At 67.6% G+C, this 25,995-nt stretch carries 26 protein-coding genes and 1 pseudogene; 18 read left to right on the top strand and 9 right to left on the bottom strand.

Features of this window, described 5'->3' with window-relative positions; all coding sequences use genetic code 11:
• Nucleotides 1-196: 196 nt before the first annotated feature.
• Nucleotides 197-943, bottom strand: coding sequence for a molecular chaperone CupB2 (gene cupB2, locus ACYAF3_RS15825; RefSeq protein WP_003104544.1), 747 nt, complete (start codon nt 941-943; stop codon nt 197-199).
• Nucleotides 944-973: 30 nt separating this feature from the next.
• Nucleotides 974-1,543, bottom strand: coding sequence for a fimbrial protein (locus ACYAF3_RS15820; RefSeq protein ID WP_003111034.1), 570 nt, complete (start codon nt 1,541-1,543; stop codon nt 974-976).
• Between the two features lie 470 nt (nt 1,544-2,013).
• Here ACYAF3_RS15820 and ACYAF3_RS15815 point away from each other — a divergent pair, with 470 nt between their 5' ends.
• From ACYAF3_RS15815 to hpaC, 6 genes and pseudogenes are all read left to right on the top strand, one after another.
• Nucleotides 2,014-2,838, top strand: coding sequence for a molybdenum cofactor biosynthesis F family protein (locus ACYAF3_RS15815; RefSeq protein ID WP_088003360.1), 825 nt, complete (start codon nt 2,014-2,016; stop codon nt 2,836-2,838).
• Nucleotides 2,839-2,846: 8 nt separating this feature from the next.
• Nucleotides 2,847-4,232: an aspartate aminotransferase family protein gene (locus ACYAF3_RS15810; protein ID WP_003093384.1), complete on the top strand. Its 1,386-nt coding sequence runs from the start codon at nt 2,847-2,849 to the stop codon at nt 4,230-4,232.
• Complete coding sequence (locus tag ACYAF3_RS15805) at nt 4,229-4,990, top strand: SDR family oxidoreductase (protein ID WP_003113029.1); 762 nt, start codon at nt 4,229-4,231, stop codon at nt 4,988-4,990. Before ACYAF3_RS15810 ends, ACYAF3_RS15805 begins: the two co-directional genes overlap by 4 nt.
• Nucleotides 4,991-5,202: 212 nt before the next feature.
• The gene (locus ACYAF3_RS15800) at nt 5,203-5,493 is read left to right on the top strand and encodes a DUF2218 domain-containing protein (RefSeq protein ID WP_003093387.1); all 291 of its coding nucleotides are present in this window, start codon (nt 5,203-5,205) and stop codon (nt 5,491-5,493) included.
• Between the two features lie 165 nt (nt 5,494-5,658).
• Nucleotides 5,659-7,220, top strand: a pseudogene (gene hpaB / locus ACYAF3_RS15795) (4-hydroxyphenylacetate 3-monooxygenase, oxygenase component).
• Nucleotides 7,221-7,248: 28 nt separating this feature from the next.
• Nucleotides 7,249-7,761: a 4-hydroxyphenylacetate 3-monooxygenase, reductase component gene (hpaC, locus tag ACYAF3_RS15790; protein WP_003093392.1), complete on the top strand. Its 513-nt coding sequence runs from the start codon at nt 7,249-7,251 to the stop codon at nt 7,759-7,761.
• A gap of 43 nt (nt 7,762-7,804) precedes the next feature.
• On the opposite strand, the gene ACYAF3_RS15785 is transcribed toward hpaC, so the two are convergent.
• On the bottom strand, nt 7,805-8,596 hold the full coding sequence (locus tag ACYAF3_RS15785) for a helix-turn-helix transcriptional regulator (RefSeq protein ID WP_225656345.1): 792 nt from the start codon (nt 8,594-8,596) through the stop codon (nt 7,805-7,807).
• 173 nt (nt 8,597-8,769) lie between these two features.
• On the opposite strand from ACYAF3_RS15785, the gene ACYAF3_RS15780 reads away from it, so the two are divergent.
• A complete protein-coding gene (locus ACYAF3_RS15780) occupies nt 8,770-9,735 on the top strand; it encodes a PDR/VanB family oxidoreductase (protein ID WP_003093396.1) in 966 nt (321 codons plus the stop codon).
• Between the two features lie 28 nt (nt 9,736-9,763).
• On the top strand, nt 9,764-10,876 hold the full coding sequence (locus ACYAF3_RS15775) for a Rieske 2Fe-2S domain-containing protein (RefSeq protein WP_003119104.1): 1,113 nt from the start codon (nt 9,764-9,766) through the stop codon (nt 10,874-10,876).
• Between the two features lie 9 nt (nt 10,877-10,885).
• Here ACYAF3_RS15775 and ACYAF3_RS15770 read toward each other — a convergent pair whose 3' ends face one another.
• Together ACYAF3_RS15770 and ACYAF3_RS15765 are read right to left on the bottom strand one after the other, a co-directional pair.
• Complete coding sequence (locus ACYAF3_RS15770) at nt 10,886-11,302, bottom strand: PaaI family thioesterase (RefSeq protein WP_003104529.1); 417 nt, start codon at nt 11,300-11,302, stop codon at nt 10,886-10,888.
• A gap of 47 nt (nt 11,303-11,349) precedes the next feature.
• Complete coding sequence (locus ACYAF3_RS15765; protein WP_003093398.1) at nt 11,350-12,309, bottom strand: helix-turn-helix domain-containing protein; 960 nt, start codon at nt 12,307-12,309, stop codon at nt 11,350-11,352.
• A gap of 318 nt (nt 12,310-12,627) precedes the next feature.
• Between ACYAF3_RS15765 and ACYAF3_RS15760 the strand changes: the two genes are divergently transcribed.
• From ACYAF3_RS15760 to ACYAF3_RS15735, 6 genes are all read left to right on the top strand, one after another.
• Nucleotides 12,628-13,161: a 2,4'-dihydroxyacetophenone dioxygenase family protein gene (locus tag ACYAF3_RS15760; RefSeq protein ID WP_003113028.1), complete on the top strand. Its 534-nt coding sequence runs from the start codon at nt 12,628-12,630 to the stop codon at nt 13,159-13,161.
• A gap of 70 nt (nt 13,162-13,231) precedes the next feature.
• The gene (locus tag ACYAF3_RS15755) at nt 13,232-14,491 is read left to right on the top strand and encodes an MFS transporter (RefSeq protein WP_003113027.1); all 1,260 of its coding nucleotides are present in this window, start codon (nt 13,232-13,234) and stop codon (nt 14,489-14,491) included.
• Entirely contained in the window at nt 14,488-15,546 is a 1,059-nt protein-coding gene (locus ACYAF3_RS15750; RefSeq protein ID WP_003118211.1) for a 2,3-butanediol dehydrogenase, read from the top strand. The genes ACYAF3_RS15755 and ACYAF3_RS15750 overlap by 4 nt, the downstream gene beginning before the upstream one ends.
• 14 nt (nt 15,547-15,560) lie before the next feature.
• Nucleotides 15,561-16,286 (top strand): SDR family NAD(P)-dependent oxidoreductase, encoded by a 726-nt coding sequence (locus ACYAF3_RS15745; protein WP_003093405.1) that lies wholly within the window; start codon nt 15,561-15,563, stop codon nt 16,284-16,286.
• 84 nt (nt 16,287-16,370) lie between these two features.
• Complete coding sequence (locus ACYAF3_RS15740; RefSeq protein ID WP_003093407.1) at nt 16,371-17,675, top strand: carbohydrate porin; 1,305 nt, start codon at nt 16,371-16,373, stop codon at nt 17,673-17,675.
• Between the two features lie 154 nt (nt 17,676-17,829).
• On the top strand, nt 17,830-19,509 hold the full coding sequence (locus ACYAF3_RS15735) for a GMC family oxidoreductase (protein ID WP_003118209.1): 1,680 nt from the start codon (nt 17,830-17,832) through the stop codon (nt 19,507-19,509).
• On the opposite strand, the gene ACYAF3_RS15730 is transcribed toward ACYAF3_RS15735, so the two are convergent.
• Nucleotides 19,510-19,770, bottom strand: coding sequence for a DUF2790 domain-containing protein (locus ACYAF3_RS15730; RefSeq protein ID WP_003113024.1), 261 nt, complete (start codon nt 19,768-19,770; stop codon nt 19,510-19,512).
• Between the two features lie 356 nt (nt 19,771-20,126).
• Here ACYAF3_RS15730 and bfmR point away from each other — a divergent pair, with 356 nt between their 5' ends.
• The 4 genes from bfmR to ACYAF3_RS15710 all read left to right on the top strand — a co-directional run bounded on the left by bfmR (nt 20,127) and on the right by ACYAF3_RS15710 (nt 23,468).
• Nucleotides 20,127-20,867 carry a two-component system response regulator BfmR gene (gene bfmR, locus ACYAF3_RS15725; RefSeq protein ID WP_003113023.1) on the top strand — a complete coding sequence of 247 codons (741 nt, stop codon included), beginning with the start codon at nt 20,127-20,129 and terminating at the stop codon, nt 20,865-20,867.
• Nucleotides 20,864-22,168, top strand: a complete 1,305-nt coding sequence (locus ACYAF3_RS15720; protein ID WP_003113022.1) for a sensor histidine kinase — start codon at nt 20,864-20,866, stop codon at nt 22,166-22,168. Before bfmR ends, ACYAF3_RS15720 begins: the two co-directional genes overlap by 4 nt.
• Before the next feature lie 129 nt (nt 22,169-22,297).
• Nucleotides 22,298-22,927, top strand: a complete 630-nt coding sequence (locus ACYAF3_RS15715; protein ID WP_031755690.1) for a ferric reductase-like transmembrane domain-containing protein — start codon at nt 22,298-22,300, stop codon at nt 22,925-22,927.
• 31 nt (nt 22,928-22,958) lie between these two features.
• Nucleotides 22,959-23,468: an HvfX family Cu-binding RiPP maturation protein gene (locus ACYAF3_RS15710; RefSeq protein ID WP_003113020.1), complete on the top strand. Its 510-nt coding sequence runs from the start codon at nt 22,959-22,961 to the stop codon at nt 23,466-23,468.
• A gap of 252 nt (nt 23,469-23,720) precedes the next feature.
• Here the strand turns inward: ACYAF3_RS15710 and ACYAF3_RS15705 are convergent, their stop codons facing one another.
• The 3 genes from ACYAF3_RS15705 to ACYAF3_RS15695 form a co-directional block, all read right to left on the bottom strand.
• Nucleotides 23,721-24,476, bottom strand: coding sequence for an HvfC family RiPP maturation protein (locus ACYAF3_RS15705; RefSeq protein ID WP_003118207.1), 756 nt, complete (start codon nt 24,474-24,476; stop codon nt 23,721-23,723).
• On the bottom strand, nt 24,469-25,299 hold the full coding sequence (locus tag ACYAF3_RS15700; RefSeq protein WP_003118206.1) for an HvfB family MNIO-type RiPP peptide maturase: 831 nt from the start codon (nt 25,297-25,299) through the stop codon (nt 24,469-24,471). The genes ACYAF3_RS15705 and ACYAF3_RS15700 overlap by 8 nt, the downstream gene beginning before the upstream one ends.
• Nucleotides 25,300-25,373: 74 nt before the next feature.
• Complete coding sequence (locus tag ACYAF3_RS15695) at nt 25,374-25,841, bottom strand: HvfA family oxazolone/thioamide-modified RiPP metallophore (RefSeq protein WP_003121936.1); 468 nt, start codon at nt 25,839-25,841, stop codon at nt 25,374-25,376.
• Nucleotides 25,842-25,995 lie beyond the last annotated feature (154 nt).

Below are 25,995 nucleotides of genomic sequence, written 5' to 3'. Positions count from 1 at the left end.
GCAGACAGGCGAATCGCAGGGAACGAACGGCGATCCCTCCCTGCATCGCCATTCGCAACAGGGCGACCTGCCCACCGTAAGCGGGAGCGGACAGGCACCTATGAAGAGAAACTTTGGGCATATGTAATCCCTGCAGCGATTTTAAAATCGCCACTCATATGTCGGGCCGTAAGTAGAAAGCGGGGAAACGGAGGGGTTATTTGCCGAGTGCCCTATCGAGGGTATTGCGGCCACCGTAATCGTTGATGACTTCGTATCTGACGGAAGCGGCTTCCAGGTTCTTCGGATTTCCCTGCCAGTCGAACTCCTTCGTCGAGAATGGCGCGACCATTCCCTTTCCCACGGACATGACACGGCCATCGACAATCAATTCGACGCTGGCGAACGAAACGTAGTAAGGCGTCGGATTATTTACCTGTACTACGGTCTTTTTTCCTGCTCCCCCTGACTCCAGAAACTTCCATTGAAGTTTCCCGGCAGCCGAATCGACACTCTTCAACTGGCTGGGTCGAAAGAAGAGTTTGAAGCGCGAACGAAAGGAAAACTGCAATGCATTGTTTTCGTCTTCGTCCCTGGGCGGAACTTCCAGGATATTCAGCCAGAACAGCGATTCGCGATCCGTCGGCAACGGGGCCTTCAGGTAGGCGATGCGCAATACGGCGCCGCCATTGGGGTCCACTCGCGTCACGGCCGGCGTGACGCTGAAGGGGACCTGCAGTTCCTCGGGGGGAACGTCCTGCCGGCCATCGTCGATCCAGGCTTGCGCCAGCACGGGAGTGCCGGACGTATTGCTGACCCGCAAGGTGACCTCGCGCTCGCTGGCCGGAAAGACGACGCGAGTGCCCTGTGCGATCAGCCCGGCATGAGCCGTTCCGGCGCACAGGGCGATGGCCACGGCGCTTGCCGCCACGAAAGAATGAAAACGATGCATTAGCGGCGCCATGGCCTCACCTCTTCGTCCGTCGACCGCCGCTTACTCGTACGCCAGGAGGTAGCGGATATGGGACAGGCCGGTACCCGCGATCACGGTCTTCTCGGTGGACACATAGGAGGCCTTGTACTTCAGGGTCGCCGTGTTCTTGTCGATGGTTGCCTTCTGCGGGGCGGCCTCGACCAAGCCCAGCGGGATCTTCGTGGTGTTGGCCGCCGAATTGTTGAAGATCTGGATCTGCACGCCCTTGGCTTTCGACGGCCCCATCAGCATCAGGTTGCCGCTGATACGGTCGACGTTGGTGACCGTATCGAAGGCGATGGAAACCTTCTTGTCATTGGTGCAGCCGGCACCGGAGAGGACCAGATCGAACTCCTGGAAAGTGGAGTTGGTTCCGACGGCGGTGAAATGGGTCGGCGCCACGATACCCAGGTCGACGTTGGTGACGTTGCCCGCACCCGGCGCCTGGCCGTTGATATCGCACGCGACGTCGGTGATGTTGCCCGAGAAGTTGACGATCCCATCGACCGCATGGGCCACGGGGGACATCAGCGCGAGAAGGGTGCCCGACGCAACGAGGGGCGCAAGAATTGCACGTTTGAACTTGTTCATCTGATTTCCTTTGGAGTTGTGGAACATCCTGGCTGCTCCCTGGAGAGCCGATGCAGTACGAACCGGCCAAGGTAGCCAAGCCTTTGCGCGCAACCGGGACGGCCGCCTAGAGCGCCTCCGACCATTACGCGACAGCCGAAGATTGCGCCCTGATAAACGCAGACCCAAATACTAGAAAGAAAGACAGGATTTAAAAATAATAATCATACGAAAACATATGTAGTCCATTTCCGATAACAGCCAATAGGTACATAAGAATACATTCAGAAAATACTTATAAAAGAACAGGAACCCATTAACTAAAAAACCAAAAAAGAAGAAACGAAAACCCATCTAATACTTCATCTTCGATAACTTTCCCTTCGCCGCTCCGTGCTATTTCCGTGGCATATCGACCTATCAACCATCCGGTCGATATCGGGATACTCGAAGACAGGCCAGCATGGGTTTCCCACGACGAGGAGAACCCTATGTCCGCCCACTCGCATTCCGGATGGATCACCGTCGGCGCCCTGGCCGACGGCTTCGCTCCGGACAACCACGTCCTTCCCGCCTGCGGCGATCTCGCCGGGCTCGAACGGGTCCTGCACTTCGCCAACGGCTGGGTCATCGAACATGCCTTCGACTCGCAGCGCCTGCGCTGGCGCCTGGCCGACGGCAGTGCCAGCGGCGAGTCGGACTACCGCGCCAGTTCACTGCGGGAGAACCTTTACCTGGTGGATTTCCTCAAGCAGGAAAACGGCCGGCCGGTCTCGGTCAGCCTGGTGCTGGACTTCGACAACCAGGCGTTCACCGCGGTGCTCGGCCATCTGCCCGACCGCACGGCCTGCGAACAGGGTCTGTTCTCCCGGGCCCTGGCCGGCCGGGAACTGACCGGCGTCGAGGCCGAGTTCCTGCATGGCAGCCTCGACCGCCCGTGGCAGCCCGGCGCCTGCCCGCACGTCCCCAGCGACGAGTTGGTCGGCCTGCGCAACCGCTACGTCTACAGCGCCAGCGAGGCCTACGAACACGTCTACCTCAATCCCGACTTCTACACCTGGCAATGCCTGCGCGGCGCCGAGCGAGGGCTGGCCGATACCGACCGCTGCCACTGCTACCGACTGGCCGAACGCCTGTACCTGTTCGTCTGGCGCGAGAAGATCGTGCCGACCCTCGGCGTGCTGCTGATCGACCTGGAAGCCGGGCGCACCGACGGCAAGATCTTCGGCTACCAGGACGACGACTTCGCCACCCCGGTTAACTTCCCGGTCGGCGCCCTGGCCCAGGTGCTCAACCAGACCTGCCACGACCTGTGAGGACGCCCATGGACACCACCTTCGGCCTCGACCTGGCCCGCGTTGAAGCGCTGTTCAAGCGCGAGCTGCGACGCTTCGACGAACTGCATCCGCGCTCCGCCCAGGCCTACCGGGAAAACCGCCGCCACTGGCTGTACGGCGCACCGTTGCACTGGATGCAACAGTGGCCGGGCAACTGCCCGCTGCTGGTGAAGGAGGCCCAGGGCGCGCGCGTCACCGACATCGACGGCCAGCAGTACGTCGACTTCGCCCTCGGCGATAGCGGCGCCATGTTCGGCCACGCCCAACCGGCGGTGGCCGACGCCATCGCCCGCCAGGCGCGGCGCGGCTCGACCCTGATGCTGCCGACCGAGGACAGCCTGTGGGTCGGCGCCGAACTGGCGCGGCGCTTCGGCCTGCCCTATTGGCAGGTGACCACCTCGGCCACCGACGCCAACCGTTTCGTCCTGCGCCTGTGCCGGATGCTCAGCGGACGTGACAAGGTGGTGGTGTTCAACTGCAACTACCACGGCAGCGTCGACGAATCGCAGGTGGAATTCGACGCCGCCGGGCGCATGGTTCCGCGCGCGGGCGTTCACCCCAATGGCGTACGCCACGACGCCACCACCCGCCTGGTGGAGTTCAACGACCTCGACGCGCTGGAGGCCGCCCTCGCCCATGGCGACGTCGCCGCGGTGCTCACCGAACCCTTCATGACCAACGTCGGCATGGTCCCGCCGGCCGAAGGCTTCCACGCCGGCCTGCGCGAACTGACCCGCCGCCACGACGTGGCGCTGATCATCGACGAGACCCACACCATCTCCTGCGGTCCCGCCGGCTATAGCGGCGCGCATGGCCTCGAGCCGGACTTCTTCGTCCTCGGCAAATGCATCGCCGGCGGCATTCCCAGCGCCGTCTGGGGATGCAGCCAGGCGCAGGCGGAGCGGATCTGGGCGGTACTGCCGCACTTCCGACCGGGGCAGGCGATCAACCATTTCGGCTTTGGCGGCACCCTGGCCGGCAACGCGCTGCAACTGGCGGCGATGCGCGCGACCTTCGCCGAAGTGATGACGGAGGACGCCTATCGGCACATGTTCCAGCTCGCCGCGCAGCTCGAGGCGGGCGTCCGCGCGACGCTCGAGGAACTGCGCCTGCCCTGGCACGTGACGCGCATCGGCGCGCGCGTCGAGTACCTGTTCATGACCCACGCCCCGCGCAACGGCGGCGAGGCCCACCACGCACGCAACGGCCTGGTCGAGGCCTGCCTGCACCTCTACCTGCTCAACCGCGGCGTGCTCTTGACGCCATTCCACAACATGGCGCTGACCTGCCCGGCGACCCGCGCGGAGGACGTCGAACTGCACGACCGCCTGCTCCGCGATTGCCTGGGCGAACTGCTGGAGCGCCCATCGTGAGGCGCTTGGAGAACCGCGTCGCACTGGTCACCGGCGCCGGCCAGGGCATCGGCCGGGCCATCGCCGAATGCTTCGCCGCCGAAGGCGCCAGGGTTCTGCTGGCGACGCGTACCGCCAGCCGCGGCCAGGCCGTCCTGGAGGCGATCCGCCTGGGCGGAGGCACGGCCGAACTGCTGGCCGTCGACCTGAGCGAGTACGACGCCGCGAGACGAGCGGTGAGCGCGACCCTGGAGCGCTTCGGCCAGTTGGACATCCTCCTGCACAACGCCGCTGCCTTTCCCCAGTGCGCCCTCGCGGAACTGGACGAAGGCACCCTGGAACGGACCCTGGCGGTGAACCTGAAAAGCTGCTTCCGGCTGACCCAGGCCGCCCTTCCCGCCCTGCGCCGCAGCGTGGCCGGGCGCGTCCTGGTGACCTCCTCGGTGACCGGCCCGCGCACGGCGATCCCTGGACTCTCGCACTATGCGGCGAGCAAGGCCGGGGTCAACGGTTTCATCCGCGCCGCCGCGCTGGAGCTGGCCGGCGACGGCATCACCGTCAACGGCGTCGAGCCCGGCCTGGTCGCGACTCCGGCGCTGGGCAGCCTCGGCGACGCCGCCGCGCTGGCCGCGCACATCCCCCTCGGGCGTGTCGGCCAGCCGCTGGACATCGCCCACGCCATGCTCTTCCTCGCCTCCGACGAGGCGAGCTACATCACCGGGCAGACCCTGGTTGTGGATGGCGGCGCGTTGCTGCCGGAAAACGGCGGGCTGGCCTGAAGCCGCTGGCGTTCGCCCTCTCCCTCCAGAGAGAGCGCCTTCCGACGTATCCGGCAAACACTTCCGCCGGCTCCGGTAGGGCGCTCGCCCTGTCCCACGGACAAGGGCCGACCATTTGCCGGGCGATTATCGAAAGCCCCTGCAAAATGGATGAATAAGAATGACTCTCAGCAGGTTAGTATCGGAAATCCCCAACCGAGAGGATTCGCTTCATGTTCCGCTCCACCTCCCATGTCCGTACCGAATCGGCGGCACGCTACGTCAATCGCCTGTGCAAGCACTGGGGCCACAAGTTCGAAGTCGAACTCACACCCGAGCGCGGCTTCATCGACTTCGGCGACTCCAACTGCGAGCTGCTCGCCCACCCCGACCATGTCCTGATGATTCTCAACAGCCCCGACGAGGACAGCCTCGCCCACATGCAGAACGTGGTCGCCGATCACCTGCAACGCATGGCCAACAGCGAAAGCCTGGAGATTGCCTGGCAGCCCGCCGAAAGCTGAACGCGCCGCCACCCGGCCGCCCTTCGCGGCCGGGCGCCGGGCGTCACGCGGGGCCATGGAAAGTGCAATTCATTCCCCGGAAAAGCCATTCAGCTCGCTCCGCCCCCGTCCCATCATCCCCTCCAGGCGCTCTCGCGCAGATAACAACAATGACTGGAGACGATGATGAAACCCGAAGATTTCCGTGCCTCTGCCACCCGTCCGTTCACCGGCGAGGAGTACCTCGCCAGCCTGCGCGACGACCGTGAGATCTACATCTACGGCGACCGCGTCAAGGACGTCACCAGCCACCCCGCCTTCCGCAACGCGGCCGCCTCCATGGCCCGGCTCTACGACGCCCTGCACGATCCGCAGAGCAAGGAAAAGCTCTGCTGGGAGACCGATACCGGCAACGGCGGCTATACCCACAAGTTCTTCCGCTACGCGCGCAGCGCCGACGAACTGCGCCAGCAGCGCGACGCCATCGCCGAGTGGTCGCGGCTGACCTACGGCTGGATGGGCCGCACCCCGGACTACAAGGCCGCCTTCGGCAGCGCCCTCGGCGCCAACCCGGGCTTCTACGGGCGTTTCGAGGACAACGCGAAAACCTGGTACAAGCGCATCCAGGAAGCCTGCCTGTACCTCAACCATGCCATCGTCAACCCGCCGATCGACCGCGACAAGCCGGTGGACCAGGTCAAGGACGTGTTCATCTCGGTGGACGAGGAAGTCGACGGCGGCATCGTCGTCAGCGGCGCCAAGGTGGTCGCCACGAATTCCGCGCTGACCCACTACAACTTCGTCGGCCAGGGTTCGGCGCAACTGCTCGGCGACAACACCGACTTCGCCCTGATGTTCATCGCGCCGATGAACGCCCCCGGCATGAAGCTGATCTGCCGCCCCTCCTACGAACTGGTGGCGGGTATCGCCGGATCGCCGTTCGACTACCCGCTGTCCAGCCGTTTCGACGAGAACGACGCGATCCTGGTGATGGACAAGGTGTTCATCCCCTGGGAGAACGTACTGATCTACCGCGACTTCGAGCGCTGCAAGCAGTGGTTCCCCCAGGGTGGCTTCGCCGGCTGTTCCCGATGCAGGGCTGCACCCGCCTCGCGGTCAAGCTCGACTTCATCACCGGCGCCCTCTACAAGGCCCTGCAATGCACCGGCTCCCTGGAGTTCCGCGGCGTGCAGGCGCAGGTCGGCGAAGTGGTGGCCTGGCGCAACCTGTTCTGGTCGCTGACCGACGCCATGTACGGCAACGCCAGCGAATGGCACGGCGGCGCCTTCCTGCCCAGCGCCGAGGCCCTGCAGGCCTACCGCGTGCTGGCGCCGCAGGCCTACCCGGAGATCAAGAAGACCATCGAGCAGGTGGTCGCCAGCGGCCTGATCTACCTGCCCTCCGGCGTTCGCGACCTGCACAATCCGCAGCTCGACAAGTACCTCTCCACCTATTGCCGCGGCTCCGGCGGCATGGGCCACCGGGAGCGGATCAAGATCCTCAAGCTGCTCTGGGACGCCATCGGCAGCGAGTTCGGCGGCCGCCACGAGCTGTACGAGATCAACTACGCCGGCAGCCAGGACGAGATCCGCATGCAGGCCCTGCGCCAGGCGATCGGCAGCGGGGCGATGAAGGGCATGCTCGGCATGGTCGAGCAGTGCATGGGCGACTACGACGAGAACGGCTGGACCGTGCCGCACCTGCACAACCCGGACGACATCAACGTGCTCGATCGCATCCGCCAATGACGCCCGCGTCGCCTCGGAGGTTATCCCCATGTCCCAGCTCGAACCCAGGCAGCAAGCCTTCCGCAACGCCATGGCGCATCTTTCGGCGGCGGTCAACGTGATCACCAGCAACGGCCCGGCCGGACGCTGCGGGATCACCGCCACCGCGGTCTGCTCGGTCACCGACAGCCCGCCGACGCTGATGCTCTGCATCAACCGCAACAGCGAGATGAACACGGTGTTCAAGGCCAACGGTCGACTCTGCGTGAACGTCCTCAGCGGCGAACACGAAGAGGTGGCCCGCCACTTCGCCGGCATGACCGAGGTCCCGATGGAACGCCGCTTCGCCCTCCACGACTGGCGCGAGGGCCTCGCCGGGTTGCCGGTGCTGCACGGCGCCCTGGCCAACCTGCAGGGACGCATCGCCGAGGTCCAGGAGATCGGCACCCACTCGGTGCTGTTGCTGGAACTGGAGGACATCCAGGTCCTCGAACAGGGCGACGGCCTGGTCTACTTCAGCCGCAGCTTCCATCGCCTGCAGCGAGCCTGCCGAGCCGCCTGACCCCTCTCTCCGGAGCCGCCCCACAGGCGGCGTCCGGCCCTCCTCAGCCCTGCACCAGGGCGAAAAGCTGGCTGCGAAAATGGATGTCCAGGCGGGCAAAGGCGCGGTTGCGGTAGGTTTTCACCGTGCTTTCCTTGAGCCCCAGCTCGGCGGCGATACCGGCATGGCTCAACCCGCGCAGCAGATGCAGGCAGACCGCCAGCTCCTGGGGTGTCAGGTCCGTCGCCCGGTGCAACAGCGCCAGCCGCCACTCGTCGGTCGCGCTGCGTCCCCGGCGCAAGGCCAGGTGCCCCCTCAGCAGTTGCAGCAGGGCCGGCACCCACTGCTCGAAGGCGGCGATCTCGCGCTCGCTGAAATAGCCGTCCTCGCGGTGCCGGTAGAGATTGAACAGCAGCGGCCGGCCTTCCTCGTCCCAATGCAGGCTCGACAGCCGCTCGCTCAGGCCATTGTCCCGATAGATCGCCTCGCGGTAAGCATCGAACTCGATGTCCTCGGCCAGCAGGTGGCCCAGCAGCGGCACCGGGCCGCGACGCTGGCGCTGCATGCGCAGGAACAGCGGGTCATGGCTGTGGTAGTACCGCGAATAGGCCTGCCAGCAGCGCCACACTAGTTGCGCGTCGCGATGGCGAGTGCCGGCCAGGAGCAGTTCGGGGCGCGGTGCACCGATGCTCAGCACGTTGAAATGACGGGCGGCAACCCAATGGCCAAGGGTTTCCAGCAGAGCGGCGGGGAAGCCTTCGCCACCCAAGGCGCAGGCCAGCTCGACGAAGGGGCGCAGGTCCGCCGACGGCGACCCCGGCGGGGCATTCCAGAAGCTGATCATGGTTGCGGGCACGCATCGTTGTTCTTGTTGTAATGGGTGAGGAAGGGCAGGTCCTGTCCAGGCCTCGACCGACACGTTAGCAACCGCGACGGACGCCGGTAAACCCGCTGTCCACCTCTGGGGGGACAGGCCGGCACTGGAGGAGCGCTAGCCTCGCTGCATGTCTGCCGAAGGAACCCCCGACAATGAGCGCATCGCCTTCCTCCCGCCTGCACCTGCAGGTCACCGATTTCCGCGCTGTTGCGCGCGACGTGGTGCTGGTCGAGCTGGCCGCCGTGGACGGCACCGAACTGCCGGCCTTCACCCCCGGCGCGCATCTGGAGCTTCACCTGGGCAACGGCCTGATCCGCCACTACTCCCTGCTCAACGACTGCCGCGAACGCCAGCGCTACCAACTGGCGATAGGCCTTGGCGACGACAGCCGTGGCGGCGCCCGCTTCATCCACCGCCAACTGCGCACGGGCGACCGCCTGCACGCGGCGGCACCGCGCAACCACTTCATGCTGCGCGAAGACGCCGCGCGCTACTGTTTCGTCGCTGGCGGCATCGGCATCACCCCGATTCTCTCGATGGTTCGCTGGTGCCAGGCGCAGGGCAAGGACTGGCGCCTACTGTATGCGGTCCGCGAACGCCAGCGCGCAGCCTTCCTCGCCGAACTGATGACGCTCGGTGGCGAACGGACGCGGCTGCATTGCAGCGACGAAGGCGACCCACTCGACAGTACCGCGCTGATCGCCGGCCTAGGTGCCGACGAAGAACTCTACTGCTGCGGACCCGACGGGTTGATGCAGGCCATCCGCGACGCCGGGAGCGGCTGCGCGGAACGCCTGCACTTCGAACGCTTCGACGCTCCAGTAGCGCCGGCGTCCTCGTCCGGCGGCACCGACGCCTTCCGCCTGGAGTTGCGCCGCAGCGCCCTGAGCCTGCGCGTCGAAAGCCACCAGAGCATCCTCGAAGTCCTCGAGGAACAGGGCCTGGAGCCTCCCTACGCCTGCCGCGCCGGGATATGCAGGACCTGCGAGACACGCGTCTGCGCCGGCGAGCCGGAGCACTTCGACCATGTGCTTTCCGACACCGAGCGGGCCAGCGGGGAAACCTTGCTGATCTGCGTATCACGCTGCCGCGGCAACTACCTGGAACTCGATCTCTGACCCCGAAGAACAACCACGGAGACGCCTCATGAGCCTGCCCAACGCCAATCTCATCGCCAGTTCACGCAAGGCCGCCGCGCAGATGGCCACGCGCGACACGTCGTTCATCTTCAACGAGTGGTACGTCGCCGCCTTCGCCGAGGAGGTCGGCCGCGAACTGCTCGCGCGCACTCTGCTCGGCAAGCGCGTGGTGCTCTATCGCACCCTCGCCGGCCAGGCGGTAGCCCTGGAAGACCGCTGCGCGCATCGCTCCTTCCCGCTATCGCGCAGTCGCCTGGAGGGGGACGGGATCGTCTGCGGCTATCACGGTTTCCGCTACGACAGCCAGGGCGAGTTGATCGAGACACCGTCGCAGAAAGCCTGTCCGCGCGGCGTCGGCATCCGTCACTACCCGCTTCTGGAGCGCGGCCCGCTGGTCTGGATTTGGCTCGGCGACCCGCGACTGGCCGACCCGAAGCGACTGCCGCAGCGGCCCTGGCTGGAGGATCCGGGCTGGGCCTGCTCCAAGGGCTACTTCCTACACCCGGGCAACTATGTGAGCATGCACGAGAACCTGATGGACCTGACCCATCTCACCTACCTCCACGCCAATACCATCGGCACCCCGGATTACGCCGGGGCGCCCTATGAGCTGGACCTGAAGGAAGGCCACTACCGGCTGGTACGGCACGTGCTGCCGACCACCCTGTCGCCGGTCTGGGGCCGCACCACCGGCCTCGACGGCTGTCCCACGGCGGCGCGCATCACCACCTCGGAGTTTCTCTCGCCAGGCCTGCACCAGGTCAGCGCGACCTTCTACGACACAGCCCTGCCCGCCGAGCGGCGACCGGAATTCCACATCCGCACGGCGCACATCCTCACCCCGGAGACCCACGGCAGCATGCACTACTTCATCGTCCACGGACGCGATTTCGCCCAGGACGACGAGACCGTCGGCGCTTTCATGCACGAGCAACTGTTCGCCGCCTTCGTCGAGGACGTGGAAGGCCTCGGCGCGCTGGAAAAGGTACTCGCGGAGGCCGATGAGGATAGCTACGAGATCTCCGTCGCCAGCGACGCGCCGGCGGTGGCCACCCGCACCTACCTCAAGCGCCGCGCCGATGAGGAAGCGCGCCAGCGCGCGGCGCACCGGGTGGCCTGAGCGCCGCCCTCAGCGGCGGTGCGCCGGCGGGATCGAGTAGGTGCCGACCACATGGGCGACCGGTTCCGCGTCGCCTTCGGAGAACAGCGAGACCTCGCCCATCGCCAGGGTCTTGCCGACCTTCATCAGGCGGCACTCGGCGACCACCCGGCGGTCCGCCGCGGGACGCCGCAGGAAGTTGATGGTCAGGCTGGTGGTCACCGCCAGCGGGACGATGCCGATCTCGCCCAGCACCGCCACGTACAGCGCGACATCGGCGATGGCCATCAGGGTCGGCCCGGAGACCGTGCCGCCGGGGCGCAGGTCGCTGGCGTCGACCGCCTGCCAGACCGTGGCGCTACGCTCGCCGACGGCTTCGACCACGACCCGGGTCTGGGGAAATTCGCGCTGGATGAAACGGGCGATCTGCTCTTTCTTGTCGGTCACGGAACGGGTCCTTGGCAGTAGGAGGAGGAAAGGTACGGTAGTCGGGTCTAGCGGCCACGCGCCTCGCTCGGCGTCATCCCGTAGCGCGCCTTGAAGGCCCGGGCGAAATGCGCCTGGCTGGAGAAGCCGTGGCGATAGGCGACCTCGGCGACATCCAGGCGCCGGCCCTGGGGCGAAGCGAGCAACTGGCGGGCCCGCTCCAGGCGCCGCTCCTGCAGGTAGCGCCCGGGCGAGCTGCCTTCCTGGGCGAACAGCCGCGCCAGGTGCCGGCTGGAGACGCCAGTGGCGGCGGCCACCCGCTCGCAGCTCAGGGCGGGTTCGTCGAGATGCTGCTGGATGTACTGCTTGGCCGCCAGCAGGTAGGACGCGCCCAGGGCGCTGGCACGGTGCTCGCCGGCATGGTCGCTGATGATGCTCGCCAGCAGGTCGTAGGCTTCCTCCTGGTAGCGCTCGGCATCCTCGCCATGGGGGCTGTCGAGGAAATCCCGGGTACGCTCGCCGAGGGTCCGCACCAGCAGGCGCTGCACCGGGCTTTCCGCGCCGATCTTCAGCGGTCCCTTGAAGTCGCGCAGGCAGCGCTCGGCGAAATCGTCCTGGGGAATGTCGAAGATGAACTGCCGCATCGGTCCGGAAAAACCGAACAGGTAGGGCTTGTCGGTCCGGTAGATAACCAGCTCGCCCGGTTGCAGGAGGTTGCAGCCGTTGTCCTGGTAGAAGAACGACTGGCTGCCCTGCACCAGGGAGACGAAGATCGACTCCTTGGGCACTGCGCGGATCATCGAGCGGTCGCGCTCCACCACGTGCTCGTTGCCGCCGATGCGGGCCAGCCGCAGGCGTTCGAGGCAGAGGTTGTCCTGGGTGGCGGCGAAGCCGGCCTGGGAATACGACGAACATTTCAGGCCAACCAGGATGGAAGCGTTGTAGTCCTCCCAGAACGCCAGCCGCTGCTCCAGGGGAATGTCCTGGGTGCTGGCCCGCCGGGTTTCGAGCAAGGCATGTGCGGGCATTTTTATTCTTCTCGTCGAACGCTGCGTGGACCTCCCGGACCTCAGGCAAGGCCTCCGGGGCCAGGCGCCGGGCCGCTCCGCCGACCTGTCGCGGTCGGTCGGCGAGGCGCCTGGCACCCCGTCATTAACATCTGAATCCTTTCCTCCGTCAATCGCCCTCCAGCCGGCTCCGACGCTGGGCAGGCCAGCTTGGCGGCGCGTCGCGGGTCGCGCCAGGCCATGTCCGAAAAGCGCAAGCTTCCTGGCCGCCAGGGTCAAACCCGGAGGCCCGCCCATGGCTAGAGTCGGCTCGACGATAACAACGACAGAGGCCGCCCCATGCCCGAACTCGCCACCCGTGAATTCTGGAAAGACCTGCAACCGATTCCCGACTGCTTCAAGCCGGACGCCAAGCCCGAGGTCTACCTGCGCAACGCGCCGACCGAGGACGAGCGCCTCTACGTGCCCTTCACCGAGACCGTGAAGTCGCGTCCGCTGTGGATCTCGCCAAGCGAAAACCGCTGGTGCGACATCCTGATGGCGACGAGCGCCGGCCTGGTCAACCGCCACTACCACCCGCACGAGGTGTTCGCCTACACCATCAGCGGCAAGTGGGGCTACCTGGAGCACGACTGGACCGCCACCGCCGGCGACTTCGTCTACGAGACGCCCGGCGAGGGCCACACCCTGGTGGCCTACGAGCACGAGCAGCCGATGCGTGCATTCTTCATCGTCAAGGGACCGCTGGTCTGGCTCGACGAGAAGGGCAACGCGGACGGCATCTTCGACGTCCACGACTACATCGCGATGTGCCGTGAGCACTACGACAAGATCGGCGTCGGCGCCGCCTACATCGACTCCCTGTTCCGCTGACCCCGGGCGCGCGCCGCCCTGGCGGACGCGCGCCTCCCCGCCGGCCGGCCCGCCCGGCCTGGAGACCGACATGGCGCATAACAACAATTCCGCCAGTTACGAAAACGTCCTGCTCTGCGTGCTGTTCCTGACCTTCGGCTTCGTCTTCTTCGACCGCCTGGCGCTGTCCTTCCTGTTTCCCTTCATGGAACAGGAGCTGCAACTGAGCAACAGCCACCTGGGCATGCTCTCCTCGGTGCTGGCCCTGGCCTGGGCGGTATCCGGCGCGCTGGTCGGCGCCTGGTCCGACCGCCGCGGGCAGCGCAAGCCGCTGCTGATCGTGGCGGTGATCCTGTTCTCGCTGTGCTCGGCGCTGTCCGGGCTGGTCGGCGGCTTCCTCAGCCTGCTGCTGTTCCGCGGCATCATGGGCCTGGCCGAGGGGCCGATCCTACCGCTCTCGCAATCGCTGATGGTCGAGGCCTCCTCGCCGCATCGCCGCGGCCTCAACATGGGCCTGCTACAGGGCTCGGCGGCCGGCCTGCTCGGCGCGGTGATCGGCCCGCCGCTGCTGGTGGCCCTGGCCGAGGCCCTCGGCTGGCGTCACGCCTTCATCGTCTCGTTGCTGCCGGGCCTGCTGATCGCCTGGCTGATCTGGCGCCATGTGCGTCCCGATCCGCCCCGCGCGCAGCGCCCGGCGCCGCGCGCGGAGGAAGCGAAAGGCAAGCGCCTGGCACTGCTGAAGAGCCGCAACATCCTGCTCTGCACCCTGATCAGTTGCGTATTCGTCACCTGGTTCATCGTGCTGATTTCCTTTACCCCGACCTTCCTGGTCAACGCCCGCGGCTTCAGCCCGGCGACCATGGGCAGGCTGATGAGCTGCCTGGGCGTCGCCTGGGTGGTCTGGGGCTTCGCCGTACCGGCGATATCCGATCGCATCGGCCGTCGGCCGACCCTGGTGGCGTTCTCCCTGCTCGCCGCGTGTTGCCCGCTGGCGCTGCTCTATGCGCCGAACGCGACCAGCCTCGGCCTGCTGTTGCTGCTGACCTACACCGGGCTCGGCTGCTTCACCCTGTTCATGGCGACCATCCCGGCGGAGACCGTCTCGCGCGGCGTCATCGCCACCGCCCTCGGCCTGATCATGGGCCTCGGCGAACTGGTCGGCGGTTTCCTCGCGCCGACCGTGGCCGGCTTCGCCGCCGACCGCTTCGGCCTGTCCATCGTCATGTGGATGTCCTGCGGCGGCGCCCTGCTCGCCGCGTTCCTCTCGCTGTTCCTGCGCGAAACCGCGCCCGCCGTGCTGGCGCGCCAGCGCAGCGCGCCTACCTCCGTCCTGCAAGGAAACCAACCATGAAAGCACTGCGCTGGCACGCCGCCCGCGACCTCCGCCTGAGCGAACTGGAACGCCAGGCGCCGCGGCCCGGCGAAGTCGAACTGGAAGTCGCCTACTGCGGCATCTGCGGCAGCGACCTGCACGAATACCAGAGCGGCCCGCACTCGATTCCCCAGGCCGAGGCGCACCCGCTGTCCGGTTGCCGCGCGCCGCTGACCCTCGGCCATGAGTTCTGCGGCGTGGTCGCCGCGCTCGGCCCTGGCGTGGAGGGACTGCGCATCGGCGACCGCGTCGCGGTGGAGCCGGAATACCGCTGCGGCGAATGCCGCTACTGCCGGGAAGGCCGCTACAACCTCTGCGAGTCGATGGGCTTCATCGGCCTGATGGGCGACGGCGGCTTCGCCGAGCGCGCGCGGGTGCCGGCCTACATGCTGCACCGCCTGCCGGACGCGGTGGGCTTCCGCCAGGCCGCCGTGCTCGAACCGGCCGCCGTGGCCCTGCACGCGCTGCGCCGCAGCAGCCTGGCGCCGGGCCAGCGCTGCGCGGTGTTCGGGCTCGGCCCGATCGGCCTGCTGCTGGTGATGCTCGCCCGCCTGCGCGGAATCGAGGACATCGTCGCGATCGACGTCAGTCCCGAGCGCCTCGCCCTGGCCGGGGAGTTCGGCGCCAGCCGGGCGCTCGACGCCCGCGACGGCGACACGGCGGCGCGCCTGCGCGAGGGCGGCGCGCTCGACTGCGCCTTCGAGGCCGCCGGCAGCCAGGCCAGCCTCGACGCCGCCCTGGCCAGCCTGCGCAAGGGTGGCGAGCTGGTGCTGGTGAGCCTGATGGGCGAGGTCCGGCTGGACGCCTTCGACCTGGTCAACCGCGAACTGCGCCTGCTCGGCAGCGTCGGCTACCGCGACGCCTACCCGGAGCTGATCGCCCTGCTCGCCGACGGCCGCCTCGACCTGGCCCGCGCAGTGACCCGCAGCGTGCCCCTGGAGCAGGCTGTCGAGCACGGTTTCGAGGCCCTGCTGCGCGACAAGTCGCAGGTCAAGGTGCTGGTCAATCCCAACCCGGCCCTGGCCGACGCCTGAAGGAACGATCGCCGATGGTTTTCCAACACGATATCTACGCCGGCCAGCAGGTGCTGGTCACTGGCGGCAGCTCCGGCATCGGCGCGGCCATCGCCATGCAGTTCGCCGAACTCGGCGCCGAAGTCGTCGCCCTCGGCCTGGACGCCGACGGCGTGCACGCACCGCGTCATCCGCGGATTCGCCGGGAAGAACTGGACATCACCGACAGCCAGCGCCTGCAACGGCTGTTCGAAGCGCTGCCGCGCCTGGATGTGCTGGTGAACAACGCCGGCATCAGCCGCGACCGCGAGGAATACGACCTGGCTACCTTCGAACGGGTGCTGCGCCTCAACCTGAGCGCCGCCATGCTCGCCAGCCAACTGGCCCGGCCGCTGCTGGCGCAGCGCGGCGGCAGCATCCTCAACATCGCCTCGATGTACAGCACCTTCGGTTCCGCCGACCGCCCGGCCTACAGCGCCAGCAAGGGCGCCATCGTCCAGCTCACCCGTTCCCTGGCCTGCGAGTATGCCGCCGAGCGCATCCGGGTCAACGCCATCGCCCCCGGCTGGATCGACACGCCGCTGGGCGCCGGGCTCAAGGCCGACGTCGAGGCCACCCGCCGGATCATGCAGCGCACGCCGCTGGCGCGCTGGGGCGAGGCGCCCGAGGTGGCCAGCGCCGCGGCCTTCCTCTGCGGTCCAGGCGCCAGCTTCGTCACCGGCGCCGTGCTGGCGGTGGACGGCGGCTATCTCTGCGCCTGAGCCGCCTTCGCTCCGGATGCACCTGTCCGCTTGGGGCGGACAGCGATTCGCACGACAGAACAACAACAAGACGAGTGCCTTGCCATGAAAACCCTCCGCACCTTGCCGGCGCTGCTCTGCGCCGGTTTCCTCGGTCTCTCCGCGCAGGCCGCCGAAGACAGCCGCAGCGGCCCGCTGGCCGGGTTCGGCGAACGACTCCAGCGCCACGGCGTGAAGACCCACGCGCAGTTCTGGAGCCTGTCGCTGAAGAACCTCGACACCGGCCCGCGCCAGCACAGCTTCGGCAACAGCGGCGACCTGTTCCTCGGCGCCGACCTCGACCTCGCCACCCTCGCCGGCCTGGACGGCGCCTCGCTGCACATCGAGGAAACCCTGTTCATCCTCGACCGCGGCACCGGTCAGCCCACCGGGCCGAGCTGGCAGGGCGCGGTGGGCAGCTACTTCGGCGGCGCGCCGCTGCACAACGATATCGGCGCCAACCAGCTGAGCCTGCTCACCTGGCAGCAGCAGTGGCTGGGCGGACGCCTCGACAGCCATCTCGGACGGACCAATGCGCGGCGCTATTTCCTGATCTACAACTGCGAGACCGTGGTCACCTGCAACGACCCGATCATCGACGCCTCCACCGGCATCCTGCCGCCGCCCTACGGCGCCTGGGGCGGCTACTTGAAGTACCGGGCGACCCCGACCCTGTACCTGCACGCCGGGGCCTTCGAGTCCAACCCGGTGGATTACCTGAAGAAGCGCCATGGCCTCGATTTCGGCACCGACGACGCCAGCGGCACCAGCCTGCTGCTGGGGATCGGCGACAAGCGCGAGGAAAGCCTCGATCCCTACCGCTCGCACTATGAACTCAACGCCTACCTGAACACCGCCAACCAGGTCGACCCGCTCACCGGCGCCAGCGACCACGGCAGCGCCGGCGGCTTCTTCAAGTTCCAGCAGCTGTTCTGGCGCGCCGACGGCGGCCGCCTCGATTCGCCGAGGGCGCTGGGGCTGTTCGGCTCGCTGTCGGTATCGGCCGACGACAAGCAGCCGTTCCGTCATTTCGCCGAGCTGGGCCTGACCTACCATGCGCCCTTCGACCGCACGCGGGACAAGCTCAACCTCAAGGCCAGCTACCTGCGCCTGAACGATCACCAGCTGGAGTTCCAGCGCCAGGCGCGGATCGCCGCTGGCGGCGATGCGAAACTCGGCCAGCGCGACGTGTACGCCCTGGAAACCAATGCGCACATCGCACTGACCCCGCACATCGCGCTGGAGCCGTCGGTGCAGTACATCTTCAACCCGGACAACTACTACAACCCCGGCGCTCGCGAACTGAGCGGAGACGGTTTCGTCGTCGGCCTGCAACTGATGGTCGACATGGGCTCGCTGCTGGGGCTTTAGCGCGCCGCCTGGCAGCCTCGGTCAACCCCGCCGGCAGGCTGGGACAAGCGGCCGGGCGCGCTTCCCCGTCCAATGGAGTAGCGTCGCGCCCATGGGCGCGGGGCGAAAAAGAACGCCGGGCGAGGCCCGGCAGCACACCCAGAAAGGTGCCGACATGACTTCCACTGCCCGCCGTTCGTTCGACTACATCGTGGTCGGCGCCGGCTCCGCCGGTTGCGTCCTGGCCAACCGTCTTTCCGCCGATCCCGCCGTCTCGGTCTGTCTGGTCGAGGCCGGCCCCAGCGACCGCACGCCGCTCCCCGCCGCCTACATCCGCACGCCGGCCGGGATCATCCGCCTGATCGCCAACCCGAAGTGGAACTGGATGCATCGCTTCGCCGCCCAGCCCGGCACCGCCAACCAGCCGATCGCCTGCCCGCGCGGCAAGGTCTGGGGCGGCTCCAGCGCGATCAACGGGATGATCTACATCCGCGGCGACCGCCACGACTACGACCGCTGGGCATCCCTCGGCAACCGTGGCTGGAGCTACGACGAGCTGCTGCCCTACTTTCGCCGCTCGGAACATTTCGAGCCGGGCGAATCGCCCTGGCACGGGCGCGGCGGCGAATTGAACGTCGCCGCGCAGCGCAGCCCGGGCCCGATCAACCAGGTGTTCTTCCAGGCCGCCGAGGAAATGGGCTGGCCGTACAACGCCGACTTCAACGGCGAGCGCCAGGAAGGCATCGGCCCGTTCCACGTCACCCAGGTCAACGGCGAACGCTGTAGCGCGGCGCGCGCCTTCCTGCACCCGGCCCTGGCGCGGCCCAACCTCACCGTGCTCAGCTCGGCGCTGACCCTGCGCGTGCTGCTGGAAGGTACCCGCGCCACCGGCGTGGAGATCAGCCAGGCTGGCGAGGTCGTGCAATTACAGGCACGCCGCGAAGTGATCCTCAGCGCCGGCTCGATCAACTCGCCGCAGCTCCTGTTGCTCTCCGGCATCGGCCCGGCGGCGGAACTGGCGCGCCACGGCATCGTCCAGCGCCATGAGTTGCCTGGGGTCGGCGAGAACCTGCAGGACCACCAGGACATCGTGCTGATGTACCGCACCGAGGCCAAGCTCGGCTACGGCCTGGGCTTCTCGCCGAAGGGCTGGCTGCCGCTGCTGCGCTCGCCCTGGCAGTACCTGTTCGGCCGGCGCGGGGCGCTGACCTCGAACACCGTCGAGTCCGGTGGCTTCCTCCGCCTCGACCCGCAGGCAGAGACCCCGGAGCTGGGTCTGATCGTCGCCCCCGCGCTGAAGAACCAGCCGCAGCGCCTCGTCCCCTTCGGCCACGGGGTCAGCCTGCACGTCGCGGTGATGCACCCGCAGAGCCGCGGGCGGGTCCGCCTGAACTCGCCGGACCCGCACGACCGGCCGCTGATCGAAGCCAACTTCCTCAGCCACCCTGCCGACCTCGATACCCTGGTCCGGGGTTTCCAACTGGTCCGCAAACTGGCCGCCAGCCGCAGCTTCGCCCGTCACCTCAAGGGCGAGCTGGTACCGGGCCCGCAGGTTTCCAGCCGCGGCCAGATCGAGGCCTGGATCCGCGCCAACCTGGGCACCGTGTTCCATCCGGTGGGCACCTGCAAGATGGGCCACGACCAGCTCGCGGTGGTCGACGACCAGTTGCGCGTGCACGGCCTGCAAGGCCTGCGGGTGGCCGATGCGTCGATCATGCCGACGCTGATCACCGGCAATACCAACGCCCCGGCGATCATGATCGGCGAGAAGGCCGCCGACCTGATCCTCGGCAAGCCGGCGCCCCATGCACCGCCCGCGCGACAACCGGCCGTGCAGGCTCTGGCCGGCGCCTGACTAGCCGCCCTGGCTGCAGGCGCTGGCGTACTTGCGGTAGGCCAGCGAATGCAGCTTGCCGGCGGAGTCTAGGTAGTCCATCCGTGCATCGACGATCTCGCAGGTGGTCGACGCCTGTTCCTGGGTCGCCACCACCTTGTGCACATCCAGCGGCATGCCGTAGCGGTAGCTTTCGGTCGGTACCGGTGCGGCGGCCTGGGCGGCGAACGCGGGAAGCGCAAGCGCGGCGAGCAGGGTGGTGGCGAGCAGGGTGCGAGTCATGGGGGATCTCCTGGCGGCAGGACCGCGTCGGTGGAAGGCGACATGCCTTCGTCGAGGCCTATTCCAGGCCGCGGAGTTGTCCCGGATGTGTCGCTGGAATGCCCGATTCGTCAGCCGCTGTATCGCCGCTGCCGGCCGATACATGGCCGTACATTCGCCGCCCCGCTCCCGCCGGACGAATCGCGCCCGGCGCCATCCGTCGTCTCCCCCGTTCGCGACAGCGACAACCGGGCTTTTTTGCACGCCCCGGTATTCGCCCCGGCTCCGGATACAGTGCAATACAAACCCCGGCAGGCAAGCGCCGCGGGCGCGGATACACTGCTTGCAAGCACACCAACCGCCACGGGAGCCAGGCAATGGAGCATGTCGATCACATCCTGATCGTCGACGATGACCGCGAGATTCGCGAGCTGGTAGGCAACTACCTGAAGAAGAACGGCCTGCGCACCACCATCGTCGCCGATGGCCGGCAGATGCGCGCGTTCCTCGAAGCCAACACGGTGGACCTGATCGTCCTCGACATCATGATGCCCGGCGACGACGGCCTGCTGCTCTGCCGCGAGCTGCGCGTCGGCAAGCACAAGGCCACGCCGGTGCTGATGCTCACCGCGCGCAACGACGAGACCGACCGCATCATCGGCCTGGAGATGGGCGCCGACGACTACCTGACCAAGCCCTTCTCCGCCCGCGAACTGCTTGCCCGGATCAACGCCGTGCTGCGGCGTACGCGGATGCTGCCGCCGAACCTCACCGTGAGCGAGAGCAGCCGGCTGATCGGCTTCGGCCAGTGGCAACTGGACACCAGCGCCCGCCACCTGCTCGACGACGCCGGCACCGTGGTCGCCCTCAGCGGCGCCGAGTACCGCCTGCTGCGGGTGTTCCTCGATCATCCGCAACGGGTGCTCAGCCGCGACCAGTTGCTCAACCTGACCCAGGGCCGCGAGGCGGACATCTTCGACCGTTCCATCGACCTGCTGGTCAGCCGCCTGCGCCAACGCCTCGGCGACGACGCCCGCGAACCGGAGTACATCAAGACCGTGCGCAGCGAGGGCTATGTGTTCTCGCTGCCGGTGCGACTGGTCGAGGCCCATCCATGAAGCTCGCCGTGCCGCGTCCGCGCAGCCTCGCCGCGCGCCTGGCGCTGATCCTCTTCGCCGGGCTGGTGCTGGCCTACGGGCTGTCCTTCGCCTCGCAGTTCTACGAGCGCTACCAGACCGCGAAGCACATGATGCTCGACAGCCTCGAACAGGACGTGGCGATCTCGGTAGCCATGCTCGACCGCCTGACGCCCGCCGAGCGCGAGGCCTGGCTGCCGCGCCTGGAGCGACGCACCTACCGCTATCGCCTCGACGCCGGCGAGCCCGGCCAGCCGCTGGCGCTGGCCGACGCGCCGGTTGCCGCGCACTCCATCGAACGCGCCCTCGACGGTCAATACCCGCTGACCCTGCGCACGGTGGCCGACAGCCGTCCGCACTTCCAGGTCCTCCTGCGCCTGCGCGACGGCAGCCCGCTGACCATCGACGTCACGCCGGCCCCGGTGCCGCTGTCCGGCTGGCTGCCGCTGGTACTGCTGGTGCAGTTGCTCCTGCTGCTGCTCTGCACCGGCCTCGCGGTGCGCACCGCCATCGGCCCGCTGACCCGGCTGGTGAAGGCCGTGGAACATCTCGATCCGAATCGTCCGGCACAGCCTCTCGCGGAAACCGGCCCACGCGAAGTGGCGCATGCGGCGGCGGCCTTCAATGCCATGCAGGCGCGCATCGCCGACTACCTCAAGGAGCGCATGCAGTTGCTCGCGGCGATTTCCCACGACCTGCAGACGCCGATCACGCGGATGAAGCTGCGCGTCGAGTTCATGGACGCCTCCAGCGACAGGGACAAGCTGTGGAACGATCTCGAAGAGATGCAGCACCTGGTCCGCGAAGGCGTGGCCTATGCCCGCAGCATGCACGGCAGCACCGAAACCAGTTGCCGGGTGGACCTCGACGCCTTCCTCGACAGCCTGGTCTTCGACTACCAGGACAGCGGCAAGCAGGTACAACTCGACGGCCGTACCGGCGCGGTGATCGACACCCGTCCGCACGCCCTGCGCCGGGTGCTGGTGAACCTGGTCGACAATGCGCTGAAGTTCGCCGGCGCCGCGCGCCTGGAAGTGGAACGCCGTACCGATGGCGGCACGCGAATCCAGGTGCTGGACAATGGCCCGGGGATTCCCGCCGAGGAACTCGACGAGGTGCTCAAGCCCTTCTACCGGGTGGAAAACTCGCGCAATCGCGACACCGGTGGCACCGGCCTCGGCCTGGCCATCGCGCAGCAGCTGAGCCTGGCCCTCGGCGGCCGCCTGACCCTGGCCAACCGCGCCGGCGGCGGGCTTTGCGCGCGCATCGAGCTGGACCCCTGAGGCGCCCGTACAGAGCGATACATAACCGCCCTCGGCGGACACACTGCGGATAAACCCGCTTGCAACACTCCTGGCCACGGGAAGCGGCGGCACATCGCCGAGCCGCTCCCGGCAACCAGGAGCCCCACCATGACCGTCCCAACCTCTCAATCCGCCTGGCACGGCTGGCGACTGTTCGCCGTCCTCGCCGTCGCCGTGCTGTGCATGACCGCCCTCGTCCTGGCTCTCCAGGCGCAACCGGTGGAGGGCCTGCGCAGCGCCATCCGCGCCACCGCGCGCAGTTCCTTCGCGCTGTTCCTCGCCGCTTTCCTCGCGTCCTCGCTGGCGACCCTGTTGCCCGGCCCGGGGACCCGCGCGCTGCTCCGTGAAAGGCGCTACCTGGGCCTGGCCTTCGCCTTCTCCCACGCAGTACACGCCTTGCTGATCCTGGCCTACTGGAAGCTGTTCCCCGAGACATTCTGGAGCGGCCGCTCGGTCGCGGCGAACATCCCCGGCTCGATCGGCTACCTGTTCATCCTGCTGCTCACCCTCACCTCCTTCCGCACCCCGGCCCGACTGCTCGGCCCACGCGCCTGGAAAGCCCTGCACTCGACCGGCACCTGGGTGCTGGCGGGCATCTTCTGCCTGTCGTTCTTCAAACGCATCCCCATGGGCGGCTGGTACGTACTGGCGTTCGCCACGATCTTCTCCGCCATCGTCCTCAAGCTCACCGCCAAGCTCGCCGTGCGCTTGCGTCGTCGCGACGTACAGCCGGCCTGACCCATCCACCGCCCTCAACGAGACATCGATCATGCAAGCATCCGACCTGCGCGCCTGGCGCCGACCCTTCGCCCTGCTCGACCGCTGCGGCGGCTGGAGCGCCGACCTGTCCCTGCGACTGTTCCTGGCCTGGGAGTTCTTCGAGTCCGGTTGGGAAAAGTGGAACGGCGAGAACTGGTTCGGCGATATCCAGTCGGCTTTCCCCTTTCCCTTCGACCGCCTGCCCGCCGCCTTCAACTGGGAACTGTCGCTGTGGGCCGAACTGCTCGGCGCGCTGTTCCTCCTGCTCGGCCTCGGTACCCGCCTGACCGCCCTGGTGCTGATCGTCGTCACCCTGGTGGCGACCGCCGCCGTACACTGGCCGGCGGAGTGGTCGAGCCTGGCGGAACTGGCCCGCGGCTACTCGATCACCGACCACGGCTTCGGCAATTTCAAGCTCCCGGCTATCTACCTGGCGGCGCTGCTGCCGCTGCTGTTGGCGGGGGCGGGGAAGCTGAGCCTGGACCACTGGCTCGGGCGGCGCCTGGGCCTGTCCCGCTAGGATTCGGCCAGCCACGGAAAAACCCCGGAACGCGATCGCCTCCGGGGTTTTTCACAGCAAGCCAGAACCATCCCACCCACCGCGTAGGGCGAATAGCGCCAACGGCGCTATTCGCCGATACACCGGACCCACCCCGGCGGATAACCGCAAGCGGTTATCCGCCCTACACCAAGACCGTCCCACCCACCACGTAGGGCGGATAGCGCCAAAGGCGCTATCCGCCGATGCATCGACTCCACAAGGGCTGCGTCGTCATCCGCCCGCCCAATCGCGTTCCAGGGTTCCGAGCACGACACCCTGGGTCCGCAACGCTGCCAGCAACTCCAGCCCCGCCGCGTCGAGCGCTCCGGGCGCACTCCGCGCCTCGAGCGCCAGCGCCGCCAGGTGCTCGCGCCCGCTCAGGCGCCGTCTCGCCAGCGACTCCAGCAGGCGGTAGGCCAGCGGAGTCAGGCGCGCGGTATGCACGCGATGCGAGGAATCGCGGTGCATCAACAGCAGGGTCGGTTCCGCAGGCGCTTCGGCGAGCGCGACGTCCTCTTCGAGCCGATGCACCGGCCAGCGATAGCCCAGCGGCAGCGCCAGGCTCGACAGCAGCGGCACCCCGTCGAGCAGGTCGCCTTCACGCCGATACGGCGGATCGTCGGGCTCGGCCAGGTAGAGGCGCGTTTCGCTCCATTCGAAGTGGGCCAACTCGGCTTGCCACGCCGGCCGATACTCGCCCCGCTGCCGCAGGTAGTCGACGAAGACCCCGGCGATACGGGTGAACAGGGGGGTATGGCTTCTCTCCTCGCGATAGAACTCGCGCACCAGGCCATGCCACTGCTGCTCGCCAAGCAGCCCGCGCAAGCGCGGGAAGCCGCTGGCAAGGAGGCCTTCGATGGCGTTGTAGAACAGCTCGCGGTAGACCCGCAGGCGACGTTCTTCGATGTCCGGCGGCGGCGCATTGCCAAGCGGGTCGCGCAGGTGCCGGGCGAGGCTGAACTGCTGTTGGCGCAGGCGCTCATCCATGACGGCGTCCCTCGTCGCGTTGCCATTGGCGGATCTGCTCCACTTCCAGCAGCAGTTCGCCCAGCGGCGGATAGTTGAAGTCCCGCTCGAGCAGGGTCGGGCGCACGCCGAAGCGACGATAGGCGGCTCCGAGCAAGGCCCAGACGCCGGGCTTCACGGCGGCACCATGGGTGTCGATCTTCAGGTCCGGCGCCTCGTCGTAGTGCCCCGCCACATGGTAGGCGGCGACCCGCCCGGGCGGCAGCCGGGCGAGGAAGTCGAGGGCGTCGTAGCCGTGGTTGCAGGCGTTGACGAACAGGTTGTTGACGTCCAGCAACAGGTCGCAGTCGGCCTCGTCGAGTACCGCGTTGACGAACTCGATCTCGCTCATCTCCCGGTACGGCGCTGCATAGTAGGAAATGTTCTCCACCGCGATGCGCCGCTCCAGGCGTTCCTGCGCCTCGCGGATGCGCGCCGCGACGTGACGCACCGCGGCCTCGGTGAACGGCAGCGGCAACAGATCATAGAGATGGCCATCGTCGGAACAGTAACTGAGGTGCTCGCTGTACAACGCGACCCGGTGGCGGACGAGGAAGCGTCGGGTCTGCTCGATGAAGGCGGCATCCAGCGGTGTGGAGCCGCCGAGGGACAGCGAGAGACCGTGGCAGGTCAGTGGAAAGCGCTCCACCAGGCGCTCCAGGTCGGCACCGAAGGCACCGCCGACGCCGATCCAGTTGTCCGGCGCGCATTCGAGGAAGTCCACCGCGCCGGGCGCCATCGCCAGCAGTTGCGGAAGCAGGCCGCGCCTCAGGCCGAGGCCGGCGGCGTTGTCGATCAGGGTCATGGGATAGCTCCGGAAACGGCGACGCCCCCGCTTTCCCAGGGGAAAGAGAGGGCGCCGCCAGGGTGTGGAAAGGCTCAGTGCCGGCCTTGCTCCAGCTTGCTGAACAGCCCGGCGGGCATCGGCTTGCCGTTGGCCTCGTAGGTCTTGCGCAGGTGTTCGTAGGCCTCGGCTTCGGAAATGAAGCCGTCATGGTCGCTATCGATGCTGTCGAACTCACCGGCACGGTCCTTGGCCACCGCGAGGAACTCGGCGCGCGAGACCTTGCCATCGTGATCGGTGTCGGTTCGGGCAAAGGAGGCGTCGCCGCACTTGCCCTCCCCGCACTTGCCCTCGGCGCCGGCCTTGGCCGGGGTCTTCGCGGAGCCGCCGCTACCACACTTGCCTTCTCCGCACTTGCCTTCGCCGGCGCTCGCCGCCGCCACTTGCAGCCCCTGGCCCAGCGGCTCGACGGCGAACGCCGAACCGCCGAGCAGCATTCCCCCCACCAGTACGGCACCGAGCAGGCTGGCGGAAGTCTTTTGACGCGAATCGAAAACGGACATGCTTCTTCTCCACAGTAAACGCGGCCGGGCCGCAGGCGCGGCGCTGGTGGGCGCCGGTACGAACCGGGCGGCGGGACCTTCTGGGGTCGTCCCGGGCGCCGCGGTTCGGATGTGGCCATTTCGCCTGGGAGATGTATCGGGGGTGTATCGCCCG

This window comes from Pseudomonas sp. TZ252 (assembly GCF_056110345.1).
This window is presented reverse-complemented; position numbering and strand designations above follow the sequence as displayed.